The sequence below is a fragment of the Pedobacter sp. FW305-3-2-15-E-R2A2 genome, from assembly GCF_038446955.1.
Taxonomy (GTDB): Bacteria; Bacteroidota; Bacteroidia; order Sphingobacteriales; family Sphingobacteriaceae; genus Pedobacter.
Window position 1 is genome coordinate 4,363,916 of the sequence record NZ_CP151803.1, and the last position, 18,968, is coordinate 4,382,883.

The 18,968-nt window shown below is 41.8% G+C and carries 20 protein-coding genes; 12 read left to right on the forward strand and 8 right to left on the reverse strand.

Annotated elements, in window-relative coordinates; translation table 11 throughout:
• Positions 1-34: 34 nt before the first annotated feature.
• From AAFF35_RS17505 to AAFF35_RS17515, 3 genes are read right to left on the reverse strand one after another with little or no spacing between them, the layout of a single operon-like run.
• Positions 35-298, reverse strand: a complete 264-nt coding sequence (locus AAFF35_RS17505) for a hypothetical protein (RefSeq protein WP_342327821.1) — start codon at positions 296-298, stop codon at positions 35-37.
• Between the two features lie 58 nt (positions 299-356).
• Positions 357-698, reverse strand: a complete 342-nt coding sequence (locus tag AAFF35_RS17510) for a hypothetical protein (RefSeq protein WP_342327822.1) — start codon at positions 696-698, stop codon at positions 357-359.
• A gap of 2 nt (positions 699-700) precedes the next feature.
• Complete coding sequence (locus AAFF35_RS17515; protein ID WP_342327823.1) at positions 701-1,033, reverse strand: Rieske (2Fe-2S) protein; 333 nt, start codon at positions 1,031-1,033, stop codon at positions 701-703.
• A 102-nt stretch (positions 1,034-1,135) separates the two neighbouring features.
• Between AAFF35_RS17515 and AAFF35_RS17520 the strand changes: the two genes are divergently transcribed.
• The gene (locus tag AAFF35_RS17520; RefSeq protein WP_124582479.1) at positions 1,136-1,759 is read left to right on the forward strand and encodes a 7-carboxy-7-deazaguanine synthase QueE; all 624 of its coding nucleotides are present in this window, start codon (positions 1,136-1,138) and stop codon (positions 1,757-1,759) included.
• 53 nt (positions 1,760-1,812) lie between these two features.
• Positions 1,813-3,708 carry an OmpA family protein gene (locus tag AAFF35_RS17525; RefSeq protein WP_342327824.1) on the forward strand — a complete coding sequence of 632 codons (1,896 nt, stop codon included), beginning with the start codon at positions 1,813-1,815 and terminating at the stop codon, positions 3,706-3,708.
• An 18-nt stretch (positions 3,709-3,726) separates the two neighbouring features.
• Here the strand turns inward: AAFF35_RS17525 and kdsA are convergent, their stop codons facing one another.
• Positions 3,727-4,542, reverse strand: coding sequence for a 3-deoxy-8-phosphooctulonate synthase (gene kdsA, locus AAFF35_RS17530; protein WP_342327825.1), 816 nt, complete (start codon positions 4,540-4,542; stop codon positions 3,727-3,729).
• Positions 4,543-4,557: 15 nt separating this feature from the next.
• Positions 4,558-6,747, reverse strand: a complete 2,190-nt coding sequence (gene recQ / locus AAFF35_RS17535; protein ID WP_342327826.1) for a DNA helicase RecQ — start codon at positions 6,745-6,747, stop codon at positions 4,558-4,560.
• A gap of 89 nt (positions 6,748-6,836) precedes the next feature.
• Between recQ and AAFF35_RS17540 the strand changes: the two genes are divergently transcribed.
• The 8 genes from AAFF35_RS17540 to AAFF35_RS17575 all read left to right on the forward strand — a co-directional run bounded on the left by AAFF35_RS17540 (position 6,837) and on the right by AAFF35_RS17575 (position 14,011).
• The gene (locus tag AAFF35_RS17540) at positions 6,837-7,802 is read left to right on the forward strand and encodes a KpsF/GutQ family sugar-phosphate isomerase (RefSeq protein ID WP_342327827.1); all 966 of its coding nucleotides are present in this window, start codon (positions 6,837-6,839) and stop codon (positions 7,800-7,802) included.
• A 14-nt stretch (positions 7,803-7,816) separates the two neighbouring features.
• Positions 7,817-8,908, forward strand: a complete 1,092-nt coding sequence (locus AAFF35_RS17545) for a mannose-1-phosphate guanylyltransferase (RefSeq protein WP_342327828.1) — start codon at positions 7,817-7,819, stop codon at positions 8,906-8,908.
• A gap of 101 nt (positions 8,909-9,009) precedes the next feature.
• Positions 9,010-10,281, forward strand: a complete 1,272-nt coding sequence (locus AAFF35_RS17550; protein WP_342327829.1) for an Hsp70 family protein — start codon at positions 9,010-9,012, stop codon at positions 10,279-10,281.
• A 144-nt stretch (positions 10,282-10,425) separates the two neighbouring features.
• The gene (locus tag AAFF35_RS17555) at positions 10,426-10,821 is read left to right on the forward strand and encodes a hypothetical protein (protein ID WP_342327830.1); all 396 of its coding nucleotides are present in this window, start codon (positions 10,426-10,428) and stop codon (positions 10,819-10,821) included.
• The gene (locus AAFF35_RS17560) at positions 10,818-11,438 is read left to right on the forward strand and encodes a YceI family protein (protein ID WP_342327831.1); all 621 of its coding nucleotides are present in this window, start codon (positions 10,818-10,820) and stop codon (positions 11,436-11,438) included. The genes AAFF35_RS17555 and AAFF35_RS17560 overlap by 4 nt, the downstream gene beginning before the upstream one ends.
• Positions 11,439-11,443: 5 nt before the next feature.
• Positions 11,444-11,851 (forward strand): hypothetical protein, encoded by a 408-nt coding sequence (locus tag AAFF35_RS17565; RefSeq protein WP_342327832.1) that lies wholly within the window; start codon positions 11,444-11,446, stop codon positions 11,849-11,851.
• Between the two features lie 122 nt (positions 11,852-11,973).
• Positions 11,974-12,600, forward strand: a complete 627-nt coding sequence (locus tag AAFF35_RS17570) for a YceI family protein (RefSeq protein ID WP_342327833.1) — start codon at positions 11,974-11,976, stop codon at positions 12,598-12,600.
• Positions 12,601-12,634: 34 nt separating this feature from the next.
• Positions 12,635-14,011 carry a hypothetical protein gene (locus AAFF35_RS17575; RefSeq protein WP_342327834.1) on the forward strand — a complete coding sequence of 459 codons (1,377 nt, stop codon included), beginning with the start codon at positions 12,635-12,637 and terminating at the stop codon, positions 14,009-14,011.
• A 60-nt stretch (positions 14,012-14,071) separates the two neighbouring features.
• Here the strand turns inward: AAFF35_RS17575 and rlmB are convergent, their stop codons facing one another.
• Entirely contained in the window at positions 14,072-14,839 is a 768-nt protein-coding gene (gene rlmB / locus AAFF35_RS17580; RefSeq protein ID WP_342327835.1) for a 23S rRNA (guanosine(2251)-2'-O)-methyltransferase RlmB, read from the reverse strand.
• 209 nt (positions 14,840-15,048) lie between these two features.
• Here rlmB and dnaB point away from each other — a divergent pair, with 209 nt between their 5' ends.
• The gene (gene dnaB, locus AAFF35_RS17585) at positions 15,049-16,617 is read left to right on the forward strand and encodes a replicative DNA helicase (protein ID WP_342327836.1); all 1,569 of its coding nucleotides are present in this window, start codon (positions 15,049-15,051) and stop codon (positions 16,615-16,617) included.
• Positions 16,618-16,629: 12 nt separating this feature from the next.
• Here dnaB and chrA read toward each other — a convergent pair whose 3' ends face one another.
• Both chrA and AAFF35_RS17595 read right to left on the reverse strand, forming a co-directional pair.
• Entirely contained in the window at positions 16,630-17,829 is a 1,200-nt protein-coding gene (chrA, locus tag AAFF35_RS17590) for a chromate efflux transporter (protein WP_342327837.1), read from the reverse strand.
• 11 nt (positions 17,830-17,840) lie between these two features.
• Positions 17,841-18,176, reverse strand: a complete 336-nt coding sequence (locus AAFF35_RS17595) for a tetratricopeptide repeat protein (RefSeq protein WP_074604649.1) — start codon at positions 18,174-18,176, stop codon at positions 17,841-17,843.
• 45 nt (positions 18,177-18,221) lie between these two features.
• Here AAFF35_RS17595 and AAFF35_RS17600 point away from each other — a divergent pair, with 45 nt between their 5' ends.
• On the forward strand, positions 18,222-18,959 hold the full coding sequence (locus tag AAFF35_RS17600; RefSeq protein WP_342327838.1) for an electron transfer flavoprotein subunit beta/FixA family protein: 738 nt from the start codon (positions 18,222-18,224) through the stop codon (positions 18,957-18,959).
• Positions 18,960-18,968: the final 9 nt, after the last annotated feature.

The window sequence follows — 18,968 nt, forward strand, 5'->3', positions numbered from 1 at the left end:
CTTTATCAGAATAGTTAGCTTATAATTGCTCTTGTTACAAATCATAACCAATAGGAAACCAAACACCTCTTTTATCAGGCGATAGCATATTTGACAAAACATGCCCAGAATCTAACGTCGACACATCGATATTTTCAATTGCATTTATGATTTCCGGCAATGGCCTATCCTTAAACACTTTATTGTTAAGCAAACTTAACGCATCATTATAATCATATGCTGTCAATCCACACCCCATTCTTATTCCAAAAGGGAACAAATTCTCACTAATGCCAAATTCAAACCAGTACTTTTTCATCGACATAATTTAGATATGATCAGGACCATCATTTTTCTCAGGTAAAAGTGGATATACACTAAGTACATTCATCAACTATAATATCATACTGTGCATATTTACCGTAAACCGTACTTAAAGAACCTATTCTTGAAAAAATTAAGTCAAAATATTCATCATTAATTGCGTCTTGAATAGCCTTCCTTATGGTCATCTTCTCTAAATCTTTTACAATGAACATATCAACAGCCCAAAAGTAATTGTCTGGGCCCTTTTCCATCAAATGTTGAATATTATAAACCGTAAAAGACGTTCCAAAAAAGACACGGTTATCGGGGAAGATCACATTTAGGTCTAAATTATCATTAAAAATATCATTTACCTGGTAACCAGACGGAAATCTTATTTTAAAATCCTGCATACTTACCCAAATAGTTTCTTTATCCAGCTTTCTTTTAACCCCACATATATCCCATCTTCCCGCACTTCCACCGGATAAGTATCGATATAATCACCTTGGCCCTCTGCCCCTCTTCCTGTTTCCAGATTATACTCATACCGATGGATCGGGCAGATCAGATAACCATCTTTACAACGCCCCCCACTCAGAATTCCTCCTGCATGCGGACAGGTATTCTGAACCACATGAAGCTGATGCTGATGCCTAAGCATACATAACTTTTTCCCGTTCACCTTGATTTGCTGTACAAAATCCTGCTCGGGGAATGTGCCTTCTATTTTATACCATTTCAGCATCTCCGGATTCCCTTCTTTTTCATAGATTGGTCATATAAACGTTTTCAATATACATATAATCTCATTTCCCGCCGATATTTTCTTTACCTTTGCAGACTTTATATGGCACATCAAATACCAGCAGACGGCACATTACTTCCTTTAATGGAAGAATTTTACACCATTCAGGGCGAAGGATTTAACACAGGAAAAGCGGCTTATTTTATTCGTTTGGGGGGTTGCGACGTCGGTTGTCACTGGTGTGATGTTAAAGAAAGCTGGGATGCAGAGTTACATCCACTAACCCTATCGGATGATATTGTCATTAAAGCAGATAGTTTTCCAGGGAAAGCAGTAGTGATTACTGGTGGTGAGCCATTGATCTACAACCTGGATTACCTGACCCAAAAGCTAAAAGAAAGAAATATCCTGACCTTTATAGAAACCTCCGGTGCCTATCCACTTTCGGGTACATGGGACTGGATTTGTCTTTCTCCAAAGAAATTTAAAGCACCCCGTCCGGACATCACTCCTTTTGCCAATGAGCTGAAAGTGATTGTCTTCAATAAGAGTGATTTTGAATGGGCAGAGAAATACGCAGAAAGTGTTTCTGATACCTGTAAGTTGTATTTACAACCGGAATGGTCTAAATCAAAAGAGATGACTCCACTGATTATTGATTATGTAATGGCGAACCCTAAATGGGAAATCTCCTTACAAACTCATAAATATTTAAATATCCCTTAATTATATCTTCAGATTTTTCGCTACATTTAATATTATTCATAAACAGTAGCGTTTTGAAAAAAATATCTATTGCGGCTTTTTTAGTCTTTGTAATTCTTGGTGTTAGCGCTCAAACCTCCTCTGTCAAAAAAGCGATGGCTGATTTTGATAAGGCTCAGGTATACTTGAACAACAACAATTACGAAAGTGCAATTGCTTCTTTAAAAGATGCGGCAACCGCAGACCCAAATTTCCAGGTTGCCATTGTTCAGCTCGCCGAACTGAACAGAAGGATTAAATCTTTTGACGAAGCCAAACAGTACTATAACAAAGCTCTTGCTTTAGGTGCCGGATCAGATGCCCGGATCTATTATGGATTGGCGGAATCACATCTCAATACCGGTGATTATCACAATGCGCTAAAAAATATAACCCTTTTTATCGACAAATATACCGGCAGCGACAAGGACTTCCTTGCAAAGGCAAAAAAATACAAAAAGGACTGTGAATTTTCGATTCTGGCTTTAAAAACGCCTCAAAAATATGAACCTGTTAACCTTGGTCCGCAAATCAACTCCGAACACCGGGATTATTTTCCTGCCATTACTGCGGATAATGAGACCTTAATTTTCAGCAGAAACATAGCAGGCAATGAAGACTTTTTCATTTCCAAAAAACGCAATAAAGAATGGAGTAGCCCTGTTTCTTTGAGTAGCAACATCAATACCTCACAATTTAATGAAGGTGCACAATCCATTTCTCCTGACGGGCAATACCTCTTTTTTACCGGTTGCAACAGACCAAATGGATTAGGAAGATGTGACCTCTACGTCAGCCATAAAGAAGGAAATAACTGGGGACAACCTTTTAACCTTGGTGCACCTGTAAACTCCATTTACTGGGAATCACAGCCAGCCATCAGCCCCGATGGAAATACCTTGTACTTTGTCAGCAACAGACCCGGAGGTATCGGCGGTTATGACATCTGGAAGACCTTGCTGAATGAGGAAGGCGAATGGTCAGCTCCTGTTAACCTTGGTCCGGAAATCAACACCCCATACGACGAAAATACGCCTTTCCTTCATGCAGATGGAAAAACATTATACTTTTCATCAGACGGATGGCCCGGAATGGGGAACAAAGACATATTTATGAGCAGATTGGACAGTACCGGTCATTGGAGTAATCCCCTGAACATGGGCTATCCGATCAATAGCTTTAGCGAAGAGAGTGGGTTAATTGTGAGTCCGGACGGAACGGAAGCCTTTTTCTCCTCTAACTTAAAAGATGGATATGGCGACATGGACATTTATCAGTTTAAACTACCGGACGACAAAAAACCGATGGCCATAACGTATGTAAAAGGCATTGTTCGAGATAAAGAGACCCGGAAATTTCTGGAAGCAAGGGTTCAGGTGGTAAACCTGGGCAATAAAAAGACAGCCTACAATGACTATACTTCTAAGGAAAACGGAGAATTTCTTGCGGTAATGCCGATAGGCGCTGATTATGCATTTAACGTCAGCGCAGATGGTTACCTTTTCTACTCTGAAAATTATCAGCTGACCGCCGCCAATGGAAATAAACCATTTCTTCTTGAGATTGACCTGGATCGCTTAAAAGTTGGCACAGATATGATTCTGAAAAACATCTTTTTTAACACCAATGAATACACCCTGTTACCTTCATCAGTAACGGAACTGGCAACCTTAAAAGACCTGTTAAAAAATAACCTGAATATCCATATTGAAGTTCAGGGGCATACTGATAACATAGGTAATGACCTGCAGAACGAGAAATTATCAGTGAATCGCGCAAAAGCTGTTTATGATCACCTCATTGAAAGCAAGATCGATCCGGAGCGCTTAACCTATAAAGGTTATGGAGAGAGCAAGCCCATAGCAGGAAATGAAACAGAAGAAAAACGTAAAAGGAACAGAAGAACTTCCTTCCTCATTACCAAGATTTAGTTGATATAAGAAAAGCGGTTAAATAACCGCTTTTCTTAATCTTACCAGTTTTACCAGTAAATCTTCCAGTAAATCCAGATGTAACATATTTGCACCATCTGATTTTGCATTTGCAGGATCAGGATGTGTTTCTATAAAAAGCCCGTCAGCACCAACAGCAATTGCCGCCTTGGCAATGGTTTCAATCAGTTCAGGTTTTCCTCCTGTTACACCAGAACTTTGGTTCGGCTGTTGCAGAGAATGCGTACAATCCATCACTACCGGAACTCCGAAGGCCCGCATTTCCGGTAATCCACGATAATCTACAATCAGGTCCTGATAGCCGAAAGTATTTCCGCGATCCGTTAAAATGACCCTGTTATTTCCGGATTCTACGATCTTTTCTACCGCGAATTTCATCGATCCGGCAGATAAAAACTGACCTTTCTTTACGTTCACCACTTTGCCGGTATGCGCTGCTGCGATTAGCAAATCTGTCTGGCGACAAAGAAATGCAGGGATCTGCAGGACATCCACATAAGCTGCTGCCATTGCTGCTTCGCCACTTTCATGGATATCAGTCACCGTTGGCACGTTAAAAGTTTTACCAACTTTCTCGAGAATCTTCAATGCTTTTTCATCTCCTATTCCGGTAAATGAGCCACCTTTTGAGCGGTTCGCTTTACGGTAAGAGCCTTTAAAAATATAAGGGATATTCAGTTTATCAGTGATGGTAACGATTTTCTCCGCAATGCGCAGTGCCATCTCCTCACTTTCAATGGCACATGGCCCAGCCATTAAAAAGAAATTATTGGAATCCTGATGTTTTAAATTATCTAATGGGAAATTGATCATTTTGTATCTTGTGTATTAATTACCTAATTCAGACATGAATTTGATCCGCATCAACTGGATCTCTTCACGGGAATAATCTGTTTCCCCTAATTCTTTTAATGCTTCATCGATAGAATCGTTTTCCGCAGACTGGAAGTAATCAAATACTTCATCCTGACGGTCTTCATCAATCAATTCATCTACAAAATAATTAAGGTTCAGCTTAGTGCCTGAATTTACGATAGCTTCGATCTCTTTTAAGATATCGAAATAAGTAATGCCTTTAGACTTCGCGATATCTTCCAGACCAATCTGTCTGTCAATATTCTGGATAATGGATACTTTAAGCTGCGATTTATTGGCCTGAGTCTTAATGATCAGGTCTATCGGGCGCTCAATGTCATTATCATCTACATATTTCTTAATCAGCTCAATGAATGGAGAACCGAATTTCATGGCTTTTCCGTTTCCTACTCCGGAGATCTGTTTCAACTCATCCATTGCGATTGGATAATGTGTACACATCTCTTCTAATGAAGGATCCTGGAATACCACAAATGGCGGTACATTCTTTTGCTTGGCGATTTTCTTTCTAAGGTCCTTTAACAGCTGTAACAATTGCGTATCCAGCGTTCCTGTTCCATGTTTAACATCATCCTCATCGTCGTCCGCAGCACTTTCTATCGGCTCGTTGAGCACAAATTTAAGGCTATATGGGTTTTCGATGAAATCTCTTCCGTTATTGGTTAACCTTAAAAGGCCGTAGTTGTCAATATCTTTAGACAGGAAATTGTTCAGTACCGACTGACGAACCAGAGACTTCCAGTAGTTTTCTCCTTCTACCATTCCCAGACCGAACTCCGCAATCTTACCATGCTCGTAAGCAATCGTTTGTGCCGTTTCAGAACCGGTAAAGATGTTCAGGATATGAGTATCGTCAAACTTCTCTCCTATGCGTTGAATCAACTTCAATAAAACCAGCAGGGATTCTTCCGCGTCAAAAAGTTTCTTCGGCTTTTTACAGTTATCACACATGCAGTTACAGCCTGTTTCATTGAAGTTTTCTCCAAAGTAATGCAGGATCTGTTTCCTCCGACACACGCCGGACTCTGCATAGTCGATCACTTCTTTCAGGATCTGTGTTCCGATTTCACGCTCAGATACCGGCTTATCCTTCATGAACTTTGCCAGCTTATCTACATCTTTTTGCGCGTAAAAAGCGATACATACCCCTTCACCACCATCTCTTCCTGCTCTACCGGTTTCCTGGTAATAGCCTTCCATACTCTTTGGAATATCATGGTGGATCACGAAACGTACATCCGGTTTATCGATTCCCATACCGAAAGCGATGGTGGCCACAATCACCTCCACATCTTCCATCAGGAATTTGTCCTGCGTATCAGCCCTCACCTTAGGTTCTAATCCTGCATGGTAAGGCAAAGCCTTAATCCCGTTCAGATTTAGCGCTTCCGCGACTTCTTCTACCTTTTTACGACTCAGACAATAAATAATCCCGGATTTGCCCGTATTGTACTTGATGTACCGGATCATTTCCTTAATGACATCTCTTTTCGGGCGGATCTCATAAAATAAGTTCGGTCGGTTAAAGGACGACTTAAATAAGGTTGCGTCCGACATCTGCAGGTTCTTAATGATGTCCTGCTGAACTTTCGGAGTGGCTGTTGCCGTTAAAGCGATAATTGGAATATCATCTCCCAGGCCACAGATGACCTGTCTTATCTTCCTGTATTCCGGACGGAAGTCATGCCCCCATTCAGAAATACAGTGGGCCTCATCGACCGCCACAAAGGATATCTTAATCAGTTTTAAGAACTCAATATTGTCTTGCTTCGAAAGCGATTCCGGGGCAACGTATAACAATTTGGTTTGTCCACTCAGCAAGTCACTTTTTACCTGGGTAATTTCCGCTTTGTTTAAAGAAGAGTTTAAAAAGTGAGCGATGCTGTCGCTTCCGCCGAAAGCCCTCAGCTGATCTACCTGATTTTTCATCAGGGCAATCAAGGGCGATATAACAATTGCAGTACCTTCGCTCATTAGCGCCGGTAACTGGTAACATATGGATTTCCCTCCACCTGTAGGCATAATAACAAACGTATTCTTTCCTTCAAGAACATTAGTGATGATAGACTCCTGATCACCTTTAAAATTGTTAAAACCAAAAAAGGTTTGTAAGTTATCAAACAACGACTTTTTCACATCCATTACGCGTATAAAATATTCAGTGCTATATTTACTTCAAAATAACATAATTTTGCACTAATTCAAAGCATCAATATACTAATTAATTCTGTTTGAAAAGTAAAAAAACTATTATCGGGGACGCAGTCAACACGTTACAGCTGGAAGCACAGTCAATTTTGGGGCTGATTGAGCACATAAATGACGATTTTATCCAGATTATCGACCTTATTCTGCAATGTAAAGGCCGTGTTATTGTTACAGGAATCGGTAAAAGCGCGATTATTGCGCAGAAAATTGTGGCAACTTTCAATTCTACAGGCACTCCATCGATATTTATGCATGCTGCAGATGCGGTGCATGGAGACCTTGGAATGATCCAGAAAAACGACATTGTGATCTGTATTTCCAAGAGCGGAAACACCCCGGAAATCAAAGTATTGGCGCCCCTGCTGAAGCAATCCGGAAACCTGATGATCGGAATGGTAGGACAACTGAATTCAGAGCTCGCCATACAGGCTGACCTGATCCTGAATACCACTGTGGAAAAGGAAGCTTGTCCGCATAACCTGGCCCCTACCACAAGTACAACAGCCCAACTGGCCATGGGCGATGCCCTTGCGATCTGTTTGCTGAATGCCAGGAATTTTAATGAAGAAGACTTTGGCAGATACCACCCCGGAGGTGCATTAGGTAAACGCCTGTACCTCAAGGCGGGAGATATTGCGATTAAAAATCAAAAGCCAAGCATCCCGCCCACAGCTTCTGTAAAAGATGTCATAATTGAAATTAGTCAAAACCGTTTAGGTGCAGTCGTTGTTATTGAGGCGGATGCGATTTTAGGAATCATTACTGACGGAGATATCAGGAGAATGTTAGAAAAACACACTAATTTAGCCGACATTAAAGCGAGTGATTTGATGAATCCCCATCCTAAAACCATTGAAAAAGAGCTCCTGGCGATTAATGCACTGGAAATGATTAAAGAAAACAACATTACACAGTTATTGGTGACTGATGCCGGTGCTTACTTTGGGATGATACATTTACACGACCTTCTTCAGGAAGGTATAATTTAAGAATTTAGTTTAGCATGAATAAAAATAATTACGCACTAATCATGGCCGGTGGCGTTGGCAGCCGATTCTGGCCAGTGAGCAGAACAGAATATCCCAAGCAGTTCATTGATTTTTTTGGTATTGGAAAAACACTCATTCAAAGTACTTACGAACGCTTTTTAAGGATTTGTCCGCCGGAGAATATTTTTGTGGTAACGAATGAAATTTACACTGATATCGTTAAAGAGCAACTGCCAAACCTGGCAGAGAACCAGATTCTTGCGGAACCTATCATGCGCAATACGGCACCATGTATCTCCTATGGTTCTATGAAAATCCTCAACCTGAATCCCGATGCGACCATTGTCGTAGCGCCTTCAGACCACACCATTACCAACCAGGATGCTTTCATCGCAGCTATTGAACAATCTTTAAAAGCGGCATCTGAAAACGATTGTCTGATTACACTGGGTATTAAGCCTAGCAGACCGGACACAGGTTATGGGTATATCCAGTACGTAGAAAACACTTTAAAGACAGACGATCAGATTCATAAGGTTAAAATTTTTACGGAGAAACCAAATCTGGATCTTGCCAAGTCATTTATTCAGAGCGGAGATTTTCTATGGAATGCCGGCATCTTTATCTGGTCGGCAAAGTCGATCACTAAAGCTTTCGCTAAGCACCTTCCGGAGATGCATGAGATCTTTCTTCAGGGAAATCCGATATACAACACCATTAATGAAACAGAGTTCATTGGCGTGGCTTATCAGCAGTGTACCAATATTTCTATAGATTTTGGAATCATGGAAAAAGCAGATAATGTTTATGTCCTGCCTGCGGATTTCGGATGGTCAGATCTGGGTACCTGGGCTTCCATTTACGACATCGCCGAGCACGACTATGTGGGCAATGCGGTAATCCCTGCCGAGAAAGTGATGATGTTTGACTCTTCAAACTGCATGGTAAACGTTCCTAAAGACAAGCTGGTGATCCTTCAGGGATTACATGATTATATTGTGGTAGAGTCTAATAACACCCTGATGATCTGTCCAAGAACGGAAGAACAGAATATTAAACAGATTGTGGCCGATGTAAAATCTAAATTCGGTACAAAGTATATATAACCAAGAACTTACCTTTTTTTAATACATCCGGATTCTGGCAAATGCTAAAATCCGGATGTATTGTTTTAACATTTTTCGTTGCCTCAAAATTTCTCTTTACAATGACTAAGTATTTATACGGAATTGACTTTGGAACAACCAATTCTGCCCTATCGATCTATGATGATGAAAAAAAAGAAATCATCGATACAATTACCGTTCCCTCCATTTTATATTTCCAGAATGAGCTCAGTGCTGCAGAGCCTGTAAGCCATTTTGTGGGCGAAGATGCCATTACTGCCTACCTGAAAGATGGAATGAAAGGCCGGTTTATGAAATCCATAAAAAGGATTTTGCCGAGAAGCAGTTTCATTGAAACCCGTGTCTACAATAAAAAATACAACGCTTCAGACCTGGTGACTTTAATTTTAAGAGACTTGAAACTGAAAGCGGACAAGATCATCGGATATGATTGTCAGAAAGCCATCATTGGCAGACCTGTTTTCTTCGACGACGACAATACGGCCAAAGATGCCCTTGCACAGAAACGCTTAAATAAAGCCGCAGAAAGTGCAGGATTTACCGACATCAGGTTCCAGTTTGAACCCATCGGTGCGGCCTTTGCCTATGAGAAAACCATTACTAAAAAAGAGAAAGTACTCGTTGCCGATTTAGGTGGTGGTACAACCGATTTTACCTACCTCATCCTGGATCCTGAAAAAGTGGGCAGCAAGGACCGTAGAAACGACATCCTGGCAACCGGTGGTATTTATATCGGTGGCGATAGCTTCGATTCTTCGTTTATGTGGGACCGGGGAACGCCTCATTTCGGAAAAGACACCCTTTATGAAGCCGCTCCGGGCAAAATGTTAACCGTTCCGAACTCCTACTTCAGCAACATCTGTTCCTGGGAACAAATGAACTTCTTTAACGGATTAAGGGTAAGGAATGATCTTCAGAATTATTACCACTATTCGAAACAGAACCCGAAACTAAAGAACCTGATCACGCTGACCAATCACAATCTCGGCTATTCCCTTTTTCAATCTATTGAAAAAACAAAAGTACAGTTGTCAAAAAGCGATGATTCTCCTTTTGTGTACAACAAGATGGAAATAGAGATTGATGAGCAGGTATCTATTGATCAATACAACACCATCATTCAGAAAGACCTGAGAAAGATCAGCATGTATCTGGATGAGTTTATCCTTAAACACCAGATCAAAGCAGAAGAAATCGACAGTTTGTTCCTCACTGGCGGAACTTCACTCGTTGCAGCAGTTAAAAACTTGTTTGACACCAAATTCCCAGGTGTTCCTGTAAATTCAGGAGATAACTTTATCAGTGTAGCCAAAGGATTGGCCTATAGCGGATATTTATTTGAAGAAGCTTAAATAGCCTATGGGGCGGTCTGAAAAGGCTGCCCCAATATTTTAAACGTCCTCCCTTTCAAAGGTGATGAACATCACCATAAAGACTGATCCCGGTCAATCAAACAAAGAAATAATAATCTAAAATTTACTTATTATTTCTTAGCCATGACAACATCAATAGAAGACAATGAACTGAACACCGAATTACAGGAACTTTACCTGATCGGCAAACAATGGTTGACAGACCTGGACTTTTTTGAACCGGAGATGGTATTCTTAATCAAGCTGCACAAAACGCTGGTTCAGTCGCCGGATAAAGATGATTTTACAGAAAGACTGCATAAGTTAAAAGATAGCTACGAACATTTGAAAAACGATGTCCGGAAGTTCATCGATGTTCTGGGGGTTCTCGTGGTCGCCTCAGAAAAAAAGATAGCCTTCAGTTTCTTAGCCGATCACATCAGCTTAAAGCTAAAAATTGAAAAACTATTGAAGGCTTTCCAGGCGGAAAGAAAAGCAGTTTTCAACCTTTCAATCGTGAACAGTTCTCTTTCCAAATGAGTCCTTCCTCCGGCGCTTTGATCAGGCCATCCTTGCTGTTGCTGTTGCTCCTACTGCCCTCCCTCGCCTTTAATGCTGGTCATACAGATCCGGTGAAGTGGATTTTAACCAAAGAATGTACACTGAAGGTTAACGGGAGCACCAATATCAATAAATTCAGTTGTATTGTTCCGGAATACACCCGGCCTGACACCTTAATCTGTTCCAAAGACAGCAAAAACGGCTCCATAAAAATTACCGGATCGATGGCCCTTGACGTCCAAAAATTCGATTGCAAGCATGCCGTCATGACCAACGACCTGAGAAAGACACTGAAGGCGAAAGTCTATCCTAAGATCATCATCAAATTCCTGAGCCTGAGTAAATACCCCGACCTCTACAATCGGGAAGAGGCCATAAAAGGAGCCGTAACCATTGAACTGGCCGGAACAGTCAAACGTTTTGAAGTAGATTATAAATATGCCATGAACAGCAATGGAAATATAAAGCTCATCGGAACAAAACAAGTGAATTTTTCAGACTTTAACATCAGCCCGCCTAGAAAACTTGGTGGAATGATCAAAACCAACAATGAACTGAATGTCGAATTTGTACTCAACATCAAAACTTTAAATTAAATAAAATGAAGAGAATTATCCTTTCCGGACTAACTGCCGGAGCCCTGCTGTTTATCTTGTGCTATGGCGGACTCTACCTTGGAATCAGGCTTTTCCCCGCTTTATTTATGGACTATAACAACCCCCTTTTTAATTCAGATGGAAACAGGGATGTTTTTTTCTATATGCATGCTTTTATCATCAGCTTTGCTTTATCCTGGTTTTGGGATCGTTTTAAAGGGCTTTTCCATGGTCACTTTATCCTCAGGGGACTGGAGTTCGGTTTTGTATACGCCATCGTTTCCTTACTCCCCGTCATGTGGATCACCTTCAGTTCGCTCGACATTACGTTCTTTATGGTCCTCAGCTGGTTCCTCTATGGATTTTTCCAGGCAGTTGTTGCGGGAACACTATTTGCAAAGCTCAATCCCTGAGGTTTTCCTTTTCTCCGAAAAGCACAATTAAGATGATGAACATCATGTTTCCAAGTGCTTAACGTCATCAGAAGGCAACATAGCGGTTTGTAATTTTGGTTAAACAAATTAATCAATACGTTATGAAAACAATCCTGTCTCCCGCCCGGCTATCCAGCCCATTTAAATACCTGCTTTTACTGATTTTCAGCAGCGTTGCTGTCAGCAGTAACCTTCAGGCACAGGTTAATTATAAACTCAATGGTTCAAAGGACAACCTGGTAAAGGTTTCCGGCAAGTCAAATGTTCACGACTGGACCATGACTGCAGAAAACCCGGTATGTGAGGCCAGTTTTGCAGCATTCACGGCTGAGGAAAGCGTCCCTAAAAGCCTGACTTCACTCAATTTCAGCGTAAATGCCAAAAACCTGAAGAGCGAAAGTACATCCATGAATAACCGCACTTATAAAGCCATTAAGGCCGATGCTTATCCTCAGATCACCTTTAAACTCCGGGAAGCGACAGTTACACCTCAGCAGAAAAATAAATTCTTAGTGAACGCCACAGGTACGCTGACCATCGCCGGGGTTTCCAAAGTCATCAGTTTACAGGTAAACGGGGACGTTAAATCCGACAATACCATCGTATGCAGTGGTCAGGAAAAAATCAAACTCACTGATTACGGCATTCAACCGCCCAGCTTTATGCTTGGTGCAATGAAGGTGGGCAACGACCTGACCATTGCATTTACGCTTCATTTTAAAAAATAGTCTATTAAAATTTCACACGATATACCCCACGATCATGAAAACTAAAAATTCCTCATTTTTAATACCGCTAATTGCATTAATGTGGATTTGTTTTATGCCGCTGCTCAGCAAAGCCCAGTTTCAAAAAATAGATAACCTCAGACCCTATGACAAAACCGGTATCAACGTATTTGAAGATCCCAAAGATTCCACGACGCTCTTTGATGGCCTTAAACTCAAGTTTGGCGCAGGTTTTACCCAACAGTTTCAAAGCCTGAAACATAAAAACCCAACCGCTTTAAACAATAACATTGGGGCTGTCGGCACACCCGGCAACAGGTTAAGAAGCATTACACCCGGATTTATGACCGCACAGGCCAACCTGTTTATGGATGTGCAGCTGTCGGATGGAATCAGGTTGAACATCACCACTTATCTGTCCTCAAGACACCATAATGAAGTTTGGGTGAAAGGTGGTTACATTCAGTTTGACAAACTCCCTTTCAAAGGGCAGATTTGGGAGGAGCTGATGAAAATCGCAACGATTAAGGTTGGTCACTATGAGCTGGATTATGGCGACGTACATTTCCGCAGAAGTGATGGCGGTCATACGATCTATAACCCATTTATGGAAAACAATATTATGGACGGGTTTGCAACGGAGATCGGAGGCCAGGTGATGCTGAGAAAGAACGGATTCTTTGGATTGGCAGGAATGAGCAGCGGAATGATCAAAGGAAATATTGACTCTCTGACTGCCGCTGCCAATCCGGATAAAGATTATACCAAATCCCCTTCCATATTGCTAAAAGGTGGTTTTGATAAACAACTGACCTCAGACATCAGGTTTAGGGTAAGCGGATCTTATTATGGCAATCAGGGAGGCGGTGCCAACACCCTGTTTGGGGGTGACCGTACCGGTTCCAACTACCAATATGTGATGGAGCCAAATACCATATCAGAATCTACCGCAATGGCCTTTTCGGGACGTTTCAATCCTGGCTTCACTAAAAAGGTAAATACTTTTATGTTCAATGCGTTCCTGAAAGTAAAAGGTGCGGAACTGTTTGGTACTTATGAACTGGCTTCAGGAAGAACGGCGAAGGAAACTGACACCAGGGATGCCAAACAATTCGCCATTGATGGTGTGTACCGTTTTGGAAATCAGGAAAACCTGTTTGTTGGCCTGAAATACAATACCGTTTCTGCAAGACTGGCCAATAATGCCACTGGCACAGGAGCTGGTCCGGTTGTTTACACTTCAGATGTGAAGATCGACCGTATTGCTGCTGCTGCAGGCTGGTTTTTAACTAAAAATATAATGATGAAGGGAGAATATGTACAACAGAAATATAAAGATTTTCCAACTGCTGATATCCGCTCAGGCGGAAAATTCAATGGTTTCGTACTGGAAGCGGTAGTAGGATTTTAACGGCAAAGATTTTTAAAGCAAAATATTGGGGCTGTCTAAAAAAGACAGCCCTTATTAGGTTTACAACTGACGTTGTCTGATGGCTTCGTAAAGAATTACTCCGGCAGAAACCGAAACATTCAATGAGCTGATTTCTCCGATCATCGGAATTTTGGCCAAATGGTTTGCCATTCTCATAATCTCATTAGAGATTCCTTCATCTTCCGCTCCCATTACAATTGCGGTAGGCACTGTATAATCAGGTGCATAAATCAAATCGTTTGTTTTTTCTGTACAAGCTACAATCTGCAAGCCACAATCCTGTAAAAACAAGGCTGTTTTATGAAGATTCGGATGTCTGCAAACCGGAATCGTAAATAAGGCACCTGCAGAAGTTTTGATCGCATCTGCATTGATCTGAGCTGAGTTTTTTGTAGGTACAACGATCGCGTGAACCCCTGCACAGGCAGCAGTTCTGGCAATGGCTCCCATGTTTCTCACATCAGTGATGCCATCCAGAATCAGGATTAACGGTGTTTCTCCTTTTTCATAAACTGCTGGAATGATGTCTTCAATTTTTTGAAAAGTGATGGAAGAAATTACCGCAATCACACCCTGGTGATTTTTCTGTGTCATCCGGTTTAATTTCTCTACCGGCACATTGTGAATTGGTGCATCTACGTCTTTTAAAAGGGTTTTCAACTCCAGCATCAGGTCCCCTGACAAGCCGCGCTGAACATAAATACTTTCAATATCTTTAGCAGCTTTAATTGCTTCTATTACAGCACGTATACCAAATACGAATTCATTATTTTCTTTAGCTCTCGGGGCTCTCCTGGAATTTTCCATCTTTCTTAAATTGAAGCGCAAAAATAGCTGAAATATTACGATTAAAGGAAACCTATTTTTTTGCCGGGCTAAGTCCGTCTTATCCACATAGTTCTGTTGGAAAATAAGTACGATTTAGCAGAATGGTACTGGAATTCCGGTATTTGATGTTTTCAAATGTTCATAAAAGAATTAAGCAAAGGACCTAATTTTTGTCTATTTTTGTGCCTATGAGTAATGATAACGGAAATCAGGGACAAGATAAAGCAAGCTTCACTGCCAGAAAGAACAGGTTGAGCAATTCCATGAACACCATGGGAAAGATACCACCTCAGGCATTAGACCTTGAAGAAGCGGTCCTTGGTGCTTTGATGTTGGAAAAAGATGCCCTTTCTACGGTAATTGACATCTTAAAACCAGAAGTCTTTTATGCGGAAGCGCACAAAAAGATTTTTGAAGCCATCGCATTATTGTTCCAGAAATCAAAGCCGGTAGATATCCTGACCGTAACCTCAGAACTTAGAAACCTGGGACAACTGGAAATGGTAGGCGGTGCTTACTATATTACCAACCTGACCAACAGGGTTGCTTCGGCAGCAAACATAGAATACCATGCCCGGATCATTTCTCAGAAATACATTCAGCGGGAGCTCATCAGAATCTCTTCTGAAATTATTCAGAATGCTTACGAGGATACCACCGATATTTTCGACCTGCTGGACCATGCAGAAAAGAACCTTTTCGATATTGCCCAGAATAACCTGCGCAGGGATACCCAGAAGATGGACGAGATTGTCAAGCAATCCCTGGCCACTTTAGAGGAACTTCGTGGAAAGAGTGATGGATTAACCGGGGTACCTTCCGGATTTACGGATCTTGACCGGATTACCGGTGGATGGCAGCCTTCGGATCTGGTGATCATCGCGGCACGTCCGGCGATGGGGAAAACCGCATTCGTACTGACCTGTGCCAGAAATGCCGCAGTAGATTTTAAACGTGCAGTAGTGGTGTTCTCCCTGGAGATGTCCTCGGTACAGTTGGTGAATCGTTTGATTTCAGGAGAAACAGAAATTGAGCAGGAAAAGATCAGAAAAGGAAATCTTGCAGAGTGGGAATGGCAACAGCTCCACAGTAAAATAGGTACGTTAACAGAAGCACCATTATTAATTGACGATACCCCGGCTTTAAACATCTTTGAGTTCAGGGCAAAATGCAGAAGGTTAAAATCACAATACGACTTACAGTTAATCATCATCGATTACTTGCAGCTGATGCATGGTAAAGGTGAAGGTGGCGGTGGAAACAGGGAGCAGGAAATTGGTAGTATCTCCAGGGCCCTGAAATCTGTAGCCAAAGAATTAAACGTTCCTGTACTGGCATTATCTCAGTTGAGTCGTGCGGTAGAGAGCAGACCCGGCCAAAATGGTAAACGACCGATGCTATCGGATTTACGTGAATCTGGTTCCATTGAGCAGGATGCGGATATGGTGCTCTTCCTCTACAGACCAGAATACTATGGGATTACGGAAGATGAGCAAGGACGTTCACAGGCAGGTATTGGTGAGGTAATTATCGCGAAACACCGTAACGGTGAAACCGGAATTGTGCCATTACGCTTTATCGGCAAGTACGTTAAGTTTGCCGATTTGGAGGAAAACTTCTCTGCGCCTACTTCCTTCTCGATGGAAAGTCCAAGTGCAGGCATGCAGCCTTCTCAGGACTTTGACAGACCGGCAGGCAATGTCATCATCAAGCCATCCAGAATGGACGACATGAGCGATGACGATGCACCATTTTAACCGACTGAAAGATCAAATGAAATAACCCAATAAGATTCCCGCCAGCACAATGAATGGCGGGCTTATTTTGGTATAATTAAGTACAAGAAAAGTACCGGTCATCACCCCTATTCCCATTAAGTTTAAGCCTGTAGGCTTCACCAGGAGGATAAATGCGGCAATGATAAAACCCACGCTGACCGCATTAATTCCGGTCATAGAATATTTGATTCGGGAGATCTTTTTCAGGTCTTCCCAAAAAGGAACAATAAAGAGGACGAGAATTAGTCCCGGCAGATTGATCCCCATCACCGCCACAAAACCTCCAAGGATCTGACCTGTTAAGCCATAACCAAAAGTTTTCATGCTCAAAGCACCTACATAACTCGTAAAAGAGAAAGTAGGGCCTGGTAGTGCCTGCTGAAGTGCAAAACCAGAAAGGAAGCTTGGACCATTCAGGTAGTGCTTCATTTCCACAAACTCCGTAAACATTAGAGGCACCAGGACTTGTCCGCCGCCAAAAATGAGCACCCCGTTTCTATAAAAGTTTTCGAACAGCCTGATCGGTAAACTGAAAGGAGAAGTTCTGTTGATAATGGCCCCTAAAAGGGAAAATAATAACAAAACACTGCTAAAATAGATTAGTTTTTTAGGGTTGATGTTAGAGAATAACTTCACCCGGAGTTCGCTTTCTTCTTTCGGCGTTCCAATAGCCGAAGAGATCATCCCTCCGATTAAAATGGCAATCGGAAACACGTAAGCGTTGCGAAGGACCAGTGTTACGATCACTGCAGCACCAGCAAGGAAAATGGTCAGCTGAGAAACCAGCACCCTTTTGGCCAGGTTAAATGCACCAAAGGCGACAATTCCGAGGGCGATCGGTTGCATGTATTCCAGGATCGTACTGAACTTTTGTTTTTGGTCCCATTTCGCAAAACTGATGGCAGCAAAAGTCATCACTGCCGCAGAGGGGATGATCCAGATCAGGAAGGTAATGATGGCCAGCTTCAACCCTCCTACCTTATAGCCGATCCCCACCAGTGTTTGTGTGGAGGCGGGCCCGGGTAAGACCTGGGCCAGGGCATTCAGCTCCAGCAATTCCTCTTCAGAAATATACGGGACATTTTTCACGAAGTACTTTAACAATAAGGCCAGATGTGCCTGTGCACCACCAAAGGCGGTAAACGTAAACAGAAACACATCCCTGATAAATAGCAGTTGTCTTTTGCTCAATTGAATAAAGGTTAATCGTCCTCGTAATCTAAACCTGCAGCAGAATTATAAGCCCCCTGTAACTCAGAAAAGGCGTGCATATCTCTTTTATTTCTGGCTTCTGCCATTCCTTTTTGATACACAGGAAGTGCCGCCTCTTTCTGGCCTTGTTTTTCGTACAATTTACCAAGGTGGTAATAGGTCCCTACATAATCCGGATGATCAGTAGTGAGTTTCAGGTAATACTCAAATGCCTTTTCTGTGTCATTTGAGTTGTTGTATTCGGTCGCTAAAGCGTATAGAACGAATGGATCATTAGGATCATTGGATAAAAACTCCAATAACTTTGCTAATCGGGTACTTTGCATTTTAATTCCCTGCTTTTTTAATTAGATTTGCAAAAAGACAATTTTATGAAAATATTAGTTTGTATCAGTAATGTGCCCGACACAACGACAAAAATAACTTTTACTAACGATAATACACAATTCAATACATCAGGCGTTTCATTTATTGTGAATCCCTATGATGAAATTGCCTTATCAAGAGCAATTGAGCTGTGTGCCGGTGATAAAGGAACCGTTACCGTTATCAATGTTGGAGAAAGCGTCACAGAACCAACCATAAGAAAAGCACTTGCCATCGGAGCAGATGATGCTGTCAGAATCAATGCAGAACCAAGAGATGCCTATTTCACGGCTTATCAGATCGCTGAATATGCGAAAACCACTGATTACGACATGATCCTTTGCGGTCGTGAATCCATTGATTACAACGGATCACAGGTAGCTGCAATGGTTGGCGAATTTTTAGACATCCCTTCTATTTCAATCATTAAGAAATTAGATTATGATGGAACAACAGCGACTATTGAACGTGAAATTGAAGGTGGTAAAGAAGTCGTTTCTGTAAGCGGCAAATTTATCGCAAGTTGTGCAGAAGGAACCGCTGTAGCAACCATTCCAAATATGAGAGGCATCATGTCTGCAAGATCTAAACCGCTGCAGGTTGTTGAAGCTAAAGAAATAGCACAAATATCAAAAGTACAACAGTTTGACACTCCTCCTCCGCGTGGAGCCGTTAAATTAGTGCCTGCAGATGAAACAGAAAAGTTAATCGGCCTTTTACATTCAGAAGCTAAGGTTATCTAAGCTTTCTAT

Excerpts from the sequence above, each read along its gene's own strand:
- AAFF35_RS17505 (WP_342327821.1), bottom strand. The coding sequence starts at position 298 with ATGAAAAAGTACTGGTTTGAATTTGGCATTAGTGAGAATTTGTTCCCT.
- AAFF35_RS17510 (WP_342327822.1), bottom strand. The coding sequence starts at position 698 with ATGCAGGATTTTAAAATAAGATTTCCGTCTGGTTACCAGGTAAATGAT.
- AAFF35_RS17515 (WP_342327823.1), bottom strand. The coding sequence starts at position 1,033 with ATGCTGAAATGGTATAAAATAGAAGGCACATTCCCCGAGCAGGATTTT.
- AAFF35_RS17520 (WP_124582479.1), top strand. The coding sequence starts at position 1,136 with ATGGCACATCAAATACCAGCAGACGGCACATTACTTCCTTTAATGGAA.
- kdsA (WP_342327825.1), bottom strand. The coding sequence starts at position 4,542 with ATGATCAATTTCCCATTAGATAATTTAAAACATCAGGATTCCAATAAT.
- recQ (WP_342327826.1), bottom strand. The coding sequence starts at position 6,747 with ATGGATGTGAAAAAGTCGTTGTTTGATAACTTACAAACCTTTTTTGGT.
- AAFF35_RS17545 (WP_342327828.1), top strand. The coding sequence starts at position 7,817 with ATGAATAAAAATAATTACGCACTAATCATGGCCGGTGGCGTTGGCAGC.
- AAFF35_RS17550 (WP_342327829.1), top strand. The coding sequence starts at position 9,010 with ATGACTAAGTATTTATACGGAATTGACTTTGGAACAACCAATTCTGCC.
- AAFF35_RS17555 (WP_342327830.1), top strand. The coding sequence starts at position 10,426 with ATGACAACATCAATAGAAGACAATGAACTGAACACCGAATTACAGGAA.
- AAFF35_RS17560 (WP_342327831.1), top strand. The coding sequence starts at position 10,818 with ATGAGTCCTTCCTCCGGCGCTTTGATCAGGCCATCCTTGCTGTTGCTG.
- AAFF35_RS17565 (WP_342327832.1), top strand. The coding sequence starts at position 11,444 with ATGAAGAGAATTATCCTTTCCGGACTAACTGCCGGAGCCCTGCTGTTT.
- AAFF35_RS17570 (WP_342327833.1), top strand. The coding sequence starts at position 11,974 with ATGAAAACAATCCTGTCTCCCGCCCGGCTATCCAGCCCATTTAAATAC.
- AAFF35_RS17575 (WP_342327834.1), top strand. The coding sequence starts at position 12,635 with ATGAAAACTAAAAATTCCTCATTTTTAATACCGCTAATTGCATTAATG.
- rlmB (WP_342327835.1), bottom strand. The coding sequence starts at position 14,839 with ATGGAAAATTCCAGGAGAGCCCCGAGAGCTAAAGAAAATAATGAATTC.
- dnaB (WP_342327836.1), top strand. The coding sequence starts at position 15,049 with ATGAGTAATGATAACGGAAATCAGGGACAAGATAAAGCAAGCTTCACT.
- AAFF35_RS17595 (WP_074604649.1), bottom strand. The coding sequence starts at position 18,176 with ATGCAAAGTACCCGATTAGCAAAGTTATTGGAGTTTTTATCCAATGAT.
- AAFF35_RS17600 (WP_342327838.1), top strand. The coding sequence starts at position 18,222 with ATGAAAATATTAGTTTGTATCAGTAATGTGCCCGACACAACGACAAAA.